General features: G+C 67.7%; 8 protein-coding genes. 3 read left to right on the top strand and 5 right to left on the bottom strand.

Annotated elements, in window-relative coordinates; all coding sequences use genetic code 11:
- Nucleotides 1–71: 71 nt before the first annotated feature.
- Nucleotides 72–854, bottom strand: a complete 783-nt coding sequence (locus tag Aph01nite_RS40105; RefSeq protein ID WP_204046328.1) for a PhzF family phenazine biosynthesis protein — start codon at nt 852–854, stop codon at nt 72–74.
- A 109-nt stretch (nt 855–963) separates the two neighbouring features.
- Between Aph01nite_RS40105 and Aph01nite_RS40110 the strand changes: the two genes are divergently transcribed.
- Nucleotides 964–1,344, top strand: a complete 381-nt coding sequence (locus tag Aph01nite_RS40110) for a cell division protein SepF (protein WP_204046329.1) — start codon at nt 964–966, stop codon at nt 1,342–1,344.
- 167 nt (nt 1,345–1,511) lie between these two features.
- Here the strand turns inward: Aph01nite_RS40110 and Aph01nite_RS40115 are convergent, their stop codons facing one another.
- From Aph01nite_RS40115 to Aph01nite_RS40130, 4 genes are all read right to left on the bottom strand, one after another.
- A complete protein-coding gene (locus tag Aph01nite_RS40115; protein WP_239162341.1) occupies nt 1,512–2,807 on the bottom strand; it encodes a hypothetical protein in 1,296 nt (431 codons plus the stop codon).
- 126 nt (nt 2,808–2,933) lie between these two features.
- A complete protein-coding gene (gene argS, locus Aph01nite_RS40120) occupies nt 2,934–4,652 on the bottom strand; it encodes an arginine--tRNA ligase (protein ID WP_204046330.1) in 1,719 nt (572 codons plus the stop codon).
- A gap of 43 nt (nt 4,653–4,695) precedes the next feature.
- On the bottom strand, nt 4,696–5,718 hold the full coding sequence (gene plsX / locus Aph01nite_RS40125; protein WP_204046331.1) for a phosphate acyltransferase PlsX: 1,023 nt from the start codon (nt 5,716–5,718) through the stop codon (nt 4,696–4,698).
- Nucleotides 5,719–5,788: 70 nt separating this feature from the next.
- Nucleotides 5,789–6,352, bottom strand: coding sequence for a DUF1707 SHOCT-like domain-containing protein (locus Aph01nite_RS40130; RefSeq protein WP_239162342.1), 564 nt, complete (start codon nt 6,350–6,352; stop codon nt 5,789–5,791).
- A gap of 184 nt (nt 6,353–6,536) precedes the next feature.
- Here Aph01nite_RS40130 and Aph01nite_RS40135 point away from each other — a divergent pair, with 184 nt between their 5' ends.
- Nucleotides 6,537–7,856 (top strand): KamA family radical SAM protein, encoded by a 1,320-nt coding sequence (locus Aph01nite_RS40135; protein ID WP_204046332.1) that lies wholly within the window; start codon nt 6,537–6,539, stop codon nt 7,854–7,856.
- 323 nt (nt 7,857–8,179) lie between these two features.
- A partial coding sequence (locus tag Aph01nite_RS40140) for a hypothetical protein (protein WP_204046333.1) occupies nt 8,180–8,376 on the top strand: 197 nt, incomplete at its 3' end.

Raw genomic sequence — 8,376 nt, forward strand, 5'->3', positions numbered from 1 at the left:
CCACGGACCCCAGCCACCACGCTACGAACCCCAGCCACCGCGCTACGAACCCAGCCGCAACGAAAGAAACCTCACACGTGCAGCTCCCCCGACCACACCGTCACCGCATGCCCAGCAAGCAGAACCCGCTCATCCCGCAGGGTCGTACGAACAACCCCACCCCGCGCAGACAACTGCCGGCCCGTCAAAGCATGCACCCCCAACCGCCCAGACCAGTACGGCGCCAGCACACAATGCGCCGACCCCGTCACCGGATCCTCATCAATCCCCACCCGAGGCGCAAAGAACCGAGACACGAAATCCACATCCGAATCCGGAGACACCGCCGTAACGATAACCCCCCGCACCTCCAACGAAGCCAACACCCCAAAATCAGGCGCCAACTCAAGCACGATGTCCGGAGATTTCACCTCCACCAACAGGTCGAACTCACTATTCCCCACCCAAACAGGCTCGACCCCCAATGCCTCAACAAGCCCCACCGGCGCCACACATTCCGAAGGCGGCTTCGCCGGAAAATCCATCGTAATAAGTCCGGATGAGTCGCCCTCAACCGAAAGAATCCCGCTCTGGGTAGAGAATTCGATCCGCCCGCTTTCTTCCCCGATCGAATACAGAACATGAGCCGCGGCCAGCGTCGCATGCCCGCACAGCGCGACCTCTACCTCCGGCGTGAACCACCGCAGCGAATACCCAGACCCCTCCCGCAGCACGAACGCGGTCTCCGAATGCCGCATTTCCGCCGCGACTTCCTGCATCCATGATGCGGTTGCCGGAGCTTCCAGCAGGCAGACGGCTGCAGGGTTACCCTTGAACGGCCGGTCAGTGAACGAATCGACAGTGAAGATACGCATGTTATGCACCCTACAAAGATAATGCTATGCCGTGGCGTGTCTGTTCGCTCTTGGGGAATGGTCGGTTAGCGTCCCAAGTGTCGGGACAAACCCGGAAAGGACGAAGCCGATGGGGGCAGTGCGCAAGGTAGCGAGCTACCTTGGCCTGGGCGGGGCTGAGCAGTATGACGAGCCCTATGGCGAAGAGCAGTACGAAGACGACTGGATTCCGGCATCTGAGCGAGCGGCCCGGCGCTGGCAGCCAGACGGCGAACCCGCACGTATCATCATGGTCCGCCCGAAGAAATACGACGACGCGCTGACGGTGGGGCGTCACTTCCGTGAGGGGCACAGCGTCGTCATGGACGTGGGGACCATGTCCACGGTTGAGGCGACTCGCATGGTCGACTTCGCGGCCGGGTTGGCTTATGGGTGTGAGGGACGTATCGAGCGGATAGCCGAGAAGGTCTTCCTTCTGACTCCTGCCAATGTTGAGGTCTCCTCGGTCTAGGGGTGCGGCGGCGCCGGGTCGCTCGACGTTATCCGGCGCCGTTTACGCAGGTGATGCTCCTCGCCGCACCGGCGCCAAGAGAGCTACGGGCCTATGTTCGCGAGTCCTCAGACTCCGTTGCCCCAGAGACCTGGAGTTCTCAGACTCGAGCCTCCGATCAGGTTGGGTTAGCCGGCGCGGGGGCCGCGGCGGAGGAGGCGGGTCAGGGCGGCCAGGTCGTCGGTGGCCTGTTCGCTGCGGAGTTTGGATTCGCGCGCGTACTCGTGGAGGGCCCACACGGCGCTTTCGGCACGCTGGTGGAGCCCGGCCAACTCGGTTTCGATGCGGGAGAGTTCGGCGAGAACATGCTGGTGGCTCCGCCACAGGCGATAGCCGCCGAAGCCACAGAGCCCGGCCCCGAGAATGAGCAAGGGCCACAGGGAGATCCACAGGATTCCCGCCAGGATGCACGTGGCGCCAAGACCCAGCAGCGCGTACGCACCGAAACGATACGGCCGGCGCGGAGGGTTGCGCAGGACGACGAGGCGTTCGGCCTCGGCCAGCGTGGTCGAATCGGGCCCATCCGGCCGCAGAAGAACGACGTTCCCGAAGATCGGCACAGCCACCGACTCAGGCGTCTCCGACAGCGAACTCTCCGCCAGCCGTTCCGCCGCCGCCCGCACCGCGGGCGCCGCGACATGCAACGCCAACGCCGCCACATGCGGATCGGCCCCAGGCGCCACATCATGCAGCAGATGCCCGCTCAACGAACTCAACGGCCCATCGGTGTCCCCCTCCCGGATGAGCGCCCGCAACACCGTCACTGGCTCCATCTCAGGCCACTCCCCAGCGGCCACGACCTCACCGGCCTGCCGCACCGAGAGAATCTCCTCGCACCGCTCACGCAACCGCGTAAGCCGCGACGCGGCCCGCACCGGCTCCCCAAGAGCAGGAATGTCAGCGAGCTCCGGATAATCGGCAAGCGCCCCCGGCACAACCGGCCCGGATTCAGGCACCAGCGCCTTCAGCCAGAGCTCGTCCTCCGGCGGCACCTCGATACTGTCCAGCTTCCGCAGCACGAAGATCTTGCCCGCCGGCCCGTACGCTCCGCGCGCGGCCGCCAGCCACAACGCCCGCTGCCCCGACGTGACCGGCCGATCGGCGGACAGATCCCCGAACGCCGTCCCCAGCCAGGACGCGTGGATGCGATCGCCGTGCCCGCACACCGCCAGCGCCAGGCAGAGGAACAGCGACGTGCGCGCCCCGTCCAGCCGCGCCGCCCGCGCGAGGGGTTCGAGCGCGTCCTCCCCGTGCATGATCAGCACCAACGCCTGTACGGCAGGCGACAACCAATACCCCGGCACCTCGACGTCCGGAAACGGAGGCGCGGTGCCGTCGGCGGTGAGATGGGTCAGCAACGCCTCCGCGTAGCGGTGCAACTCCGTGGCGTCTTCACGCCCGGACGGCTCCGTGCTGACGTCCATGCTCAAACGTACGCTCCCCGACGGCCGCGGCCCCGACAGGTTCAACGGGCGGCCAAATGGCCAGACACTCTTTTGACCGCGCCAAGACTAGACGCCATTGGGCCACCTTTACCCGAAGGCGCGCCGTCACATCCGTTCCGGGACCTCGATCCCCAGCAGGTCGAGCCCTTGCGTGAGGACGCGCAACGTGAGCGCGGCCAGCGCGAGCCGGGACTGCCTGTCCTCTTCGCTGTCGGCTTTGAGCACGGGGCAGTTCTCGTAGAACGTGGTGAAGGCGCTGGCCGTGTCGAACAGAAACGCGCACAGCCGGTGCGGGGTGTTCTCCGCGCCGACTTCGGCGACGACGGCCCCGAATCCGAGCAGTTGCAGCGCGAGAGCCCGTTCGGCCGGGTGCCCGATCCGGATGGGTCCCTGGGTCGCTGCCGGATCGTACTCGCCGCGGCGGAAGATGGAGCGGATCCGGGCGGTCGCGTACTGCAGGTAGGGGCCGGTGTTGCCGGTGAGGGCGAGCATGCGGTCGAAGTCGAAGACGTACTCGCTGTCGTGGCTGACGGAGAGGTCGGCGTACTTGATCGCGCCCATGCCGACGGCCTGGCCGATCTCGGCGCGGGTGGCGGCGTCGTAGTCGCGGTCGGCGAGCACGGCGGCGGCCCGGGATTCGCCCTCTTCGAGGAGTTCGAGGAGCTTGATGCTCTTGCCGGCCCTGGTCTTGAACATCTTGCCGTCGCTGCCCAGCACGCTGCCGATCTGCACGTGCTCGGCCTGGACGTGCTCGGGCAGCCAGCCGGCCATCTGGGCGGAGGCGAAGAGCATCTGCATGTGCAGGGACTGGGTGGCGCCGATCACGTACAGCATGCGGTCGGCTTTGAGGTCCTGGACCCGGTAGCGCATGGTGGCCATGTCGGTGGTGGCGTAGCCGTACCCGCCGTCGCTCTTGCGGATCATGAACGGGAGGGGCTGGCCTTCGCGCCCGGTGAAGCCGGGCGGGAAGACGCACAGCGCGCCGTCGCTGATCACGGCGATGCCGCGTTCCTGAAGGTCGTCGCAGACCTGGGCGAGCATCGAGTTGTACATGCTCTCGCCGGCGATGTCGTCGTCGGTGAGGGTCACGCCGAGCTGGGTGTAGACCTTGTTGAAGTAGCGGATGGTGGCGCCCATGAAGAGGTGCCACAGCCGCATCGTCTCCGGGTCCTCCGCCTGGAGGGTGACCACGCGGGCCCTGGCCCGCTCGGCGAACGCGGGGTCGGTGTCGAACTTGACCCGGGCGGCCTGGTAATAGTCGTTGCCGGCGCCGGCGGACAGCTGCGCGACGGCGGCCTCCTCGCCGATGTCGAGCAGGTGCTCGATGAGCATGCCGAAGGGTGTGCCCCAGTCGCCGAGGTGGTTCTGCCGGATGACCCGGTGGCCGAGGTGTTCCTGCACCCGGGCCAGGGCGTCGCCGACGACGGTGGTGCGCAGGTGGCCGACGTGCATCTCCTTGGCGGCGTTGGGCGCGGAGTAGTCGACGATGACGGTCTTCTGCGCTTCGGCGGGCACGCCGAGCCGTTCGTCGGTGAGCTGCTCGCCGGCCCGCTCGGCCAGCCAGCCGTCGGACAGGGTCAGGTTGAGGAAGCCCGGCCCGCTGATCTCCACGGTGCCGGGAATGTCGAGGTGGGCGGCGATCGCCTGGGCGACCTCCCGCGGCGAGCGGCCGAGTCGTCGCGCCAGGCTCATCGCGACGTTCGCCTGGTAGTCGGCGAACTGGGAGGGCCTGATCAGCGGGTCTTCGGCGGCGTACTCCTGGCCGAAGGCGGCGGCCAGCGCCCGCTGGACCCCTTCGGCGAGTACGAGCTGCGGGTCGGTCATGGGTCCAAGCCTAGCGACGCCCGGACTTAACCGTCGCCAGGGTTTACCAGAGGCGATGTGAGCGCGGGATCGCGGCGACGCGCTCCCCGACGCGGGTGACGATCTTCCCGGCGGCCAGCCTGGCGGCCAGTTCGCACGCGGCGGCGATCCCGCGGGCCTGCGCCGAGCCGTGCGCGATCACCACGGTTCCGGTCAGCCCGAGCAGGACGGCGCCGCCGTGCGCCTCCGGGTCCAGCCGGCGCTGGAGTTCGCGCAGCCGGGAGCGTTGCAGCAGGCCGCCGAGTTTGGCGACCCGGCTCTCGGCGATGGTCTCGCGGATCTGGCCGAAGGCGTACCGGACGCTGCCTTCCATGGTTTTGAGGGCGATGTTGCCGGTGAAGCCGTCGGTGACGATCACGTCTACCTCGCCGGTGAGCAGGTCGTGGCCCTCGATGTTGCCGGTGAAGTTCAGGCCGGGGCTGGAGTTGAGCAGTTCGTGGGCGCGTTTCACCAGCTTGTTGCCCTTCTCGGGCTCGGCGCCGATGGTGAGCAGGCCGACTCTGGGGTTCTTCACGTCCAGGGCGGCCTCCATGTAGGCCGCGCCCAGGTGGGCGAACTGCACCAGCATCTCCGGCTTCACGTCGGCGTTGGCGCCGGCGTCCACCAGGACGGTCGGGTGCGGCAGAGTCGGCAGGGCGACGGCGATGGCGGGGCGGAGCACGCCGTGCTGGGCGCGCAGCCGCAGTTTGCCGGTGGCGACGACGCCGGCCGTGGATCCGGCGGAGACGACGGCTGACGCGTCGCCGCGGCGGAGCAGGTGGCAGGCGACGGCGATGCTGGAGCGCGGGCGGCGCAGGCTGGCCAGGGCGCCCTCGTCCATGGCGAGCGCCTCCTCGGCGCGGACGATCGGCACTTCGGCGGTGGCGTCGTGGGCGGACAGCGCCTCGTACAGCAGGCGGGGCTGGCCGACCAGGACGACGGGCACGCCGTGTTCGCGCACCGCCAGGACGGCTCCCGCGACGATCTCCCGTGGGGCGTTATCGCCGCCCATCGCGTCCAGCGCGACGGGCAGGACTTCACTCGCCATGTGTTGCCTTGGGGATCACTGCGCCGTCCAATCCGTGACTCTACTGATGGTAGGTCCGGCGCCGGGGTGCCTAACTCCGCATGTTCCAGTCGGTGATCGCGCGGGATACGATCACTTTTCCGAATCTGGAGCTTCCGGTCACCCGGATGAGCGGGCCGTCCTCGCTCTTGCCGCCGGTGACGTGGCGCTTGGAGAACAGCGCGCTGCCCTCGTCGACCACGTTCGCGTGCTCGGGGACCCGGACGATGAGCTTCCCGCAGAACGAGTTGAGCTCCAGCGTGATCTCGCGGCCGGGCAGCACGCTCTCGCTGAGGTCGACGATGAGCGCGCCGAAGACGGAACTGAACGTGGTGTGCCGGCCGGGCACCCAGCGGCCGCCCCGGATCACCTTGCTGAACACGGCCGAAACCCGCTGGCGTTCGGTTCCGGTCGGCATGTTTGGACGGAGTGTGTCGGGCAGATCCCGGGTGATCGGGACCAGGTCGCCGACCGTCACGGCCGCGTACGTGGCCTCCAGCCGGTCGGCGTGCTCGGCGCTGGTCAACCGGCCGGAGGCGAGTCCTTCGGCGATGACCCCGGCGACGCGGTCGCGATCAGCGTCGGAGGCGCGCTGACCTGGGTCGTTGGCTGTCACAGGGAGCAGACTACCGCGTTTCGAGATATGTCGCGAGATTGGCAAAATTCTGACAGAAACCTTTGCCAAATCCTGGAACAGCCAGTCAGAGGACGCTGCACCCGGTATATGAGTTGCATAGACGCCTGACAGACACAGTTGGTTTACACGAGTACGCAAAAACGTGCCGAGAAGGGAAGGCCGAGTGATCTTTACCGAGGGGACCCGTGGCTTCCGTGCCTACACCAGCAAACATCTAGACGGACTCCTGAGCCGGGCCGGCTTCGACGACGACACGCGCCTGCGGACCGCCGCGGTCGCCACCGTGCTGCCCTTCCGCACCAACGCGTACGTGGTGGACGAGCTCATCGACTGGTCGGCGGCACCCGACGACCCCATCTACCGGCTGGTCTTCCCGCAGGAGGACATGCTGCCCGCCGCCGACGTGACCCGGCTGGCCGGGCTGCTGCGCGACGGCGCGCCGGCCGCCCGGGTGAACCAGGCCGCCAACGAGGTACGGCGCCGCCTCAACCCGCACCCGGCCGGGCAACTCGCGCTCAACGTGCCCACCATGGGCGAGGAGCCGGTGCCGGGCATGCAGCACAAGTATCCGGAGACCGTGCTGTTCTTTCCGAAGCAGGGGCAGACGTGTCACGCGTACTGCACGTACTGCTTCCGGTGGGCGCAGTTCATCGGGGACGCGGACCTGAAGTTCGCCTCCGGGGACGTGGACAGCCTGGTGCGCTACCTGAAAGCGCATCCGCTGGTGACCAGCGTGCTGTTCACCGGCGGGGATCCCATGATCATGGGCGAGCCGGTGCTGCGGCGGTATCTGGAGCCGCTGCTGGAGCTGGAGCAGATCGAGTCGATCAGGATCGGCACCAAGTCGCTGGCCTACTGGCCGGGCAGGTTCGTCACCGACCCCGACGCGGACGCCACCCTGCGGCTGTTCGAGGACGTGGTCGCGGCCGGGAAGAACCTCGCGTTCATGGCGCACTTCTCCCATCCGCGCGAGCTGGAGCCGCCGATCGTGGCCGAGGCCGTCCGGCGGGTACGGAACACCGGGGCGGTCATCCGCACCCAGGCGCCGGTGATCCGCTCCATCAACGACGAGGCGCACGTCTGGGCCGGCATGTGGCGGCGGCAGGCGGCGCTCGGCATGATCCCCTACTACATGTTCGTCGAGCGGGACACCGGGCCGCAGGACTACTTCGCGGTGCCGCTCGCGCGTGCGTACGAGCTGTTCCGGGAGGCGTACGCGCAGGTGTCCGGGTTGTGCCGGACCGTCAGAGGGCCCTCCATGTCGGCCACTCCGGGCAAAGTGTGCCTGGACGGGGTGACCGAGATCGCCGGGCAGCGGGTGTTCGTCCTCCACCTCATCCAGGCCAGAGATCCCGAACTCGTCGGCCGTCCATTCTTCGCCCGGTACGACCCGCGAGCCGTCTGGCTGAGCGACCTGCGCCCGGCCTTCGCGGACCGGTTCCCGTTCGACCCGGCGACTCCGGTCGCGCGGCTGAGCGCCTGATCCGATTCAAGGCGGCGGAAAATATGTTCCCCAGGCCCGGGAGGCAGGTTTACCGTGCCTTTTTCCCGGGCCGGTGAGCATCTCATCGTTTGTCAAGCCAAAACCGGCTCTGTGCCGATGACCAGAGGGTGAGCCTTAGCGGTTCCATATCCGGAATTACCGGGCGCTGGAGCCCGGCCATCCTCGGTGACCTGCGGATTCTCCTTCCCGCTCCGTGGTGATAGAAATTCGGCCTGTAGCCGATCAGCCGGCGTGCTGCGCCGGTACACGGGGGTTCTTAGCTCTTATTCCGGGATTCGGAATAAGACCGGGAAGGCAAATCAATGAAGCGAATGATCAAGGCCGTCATCGCGGTGGCGACTTTCGGTGTCGCCGCGGCGATCGCCGCGCCCGCCGTGGCACATTCACAGGACGTCAGGCCGGCGGTGGTCGCGAGCGACGACCCGATCAGCGGTCTGCTCGGCGGTCTGCTCGGGGGCAGCGGCGGAGGTGACCCCATCAGCGGTCTGCTCGGGGGTCT

Source organism: Acrocarpospora phusangensis, from assembly GCF_016862995.1.
GTDB lineage: Bacteria > Actinomycetota > Actinomycetes > Streptosporangiales > Streptosporangiaceae > Acrocarpospora > Acrocarpospora phusangensis.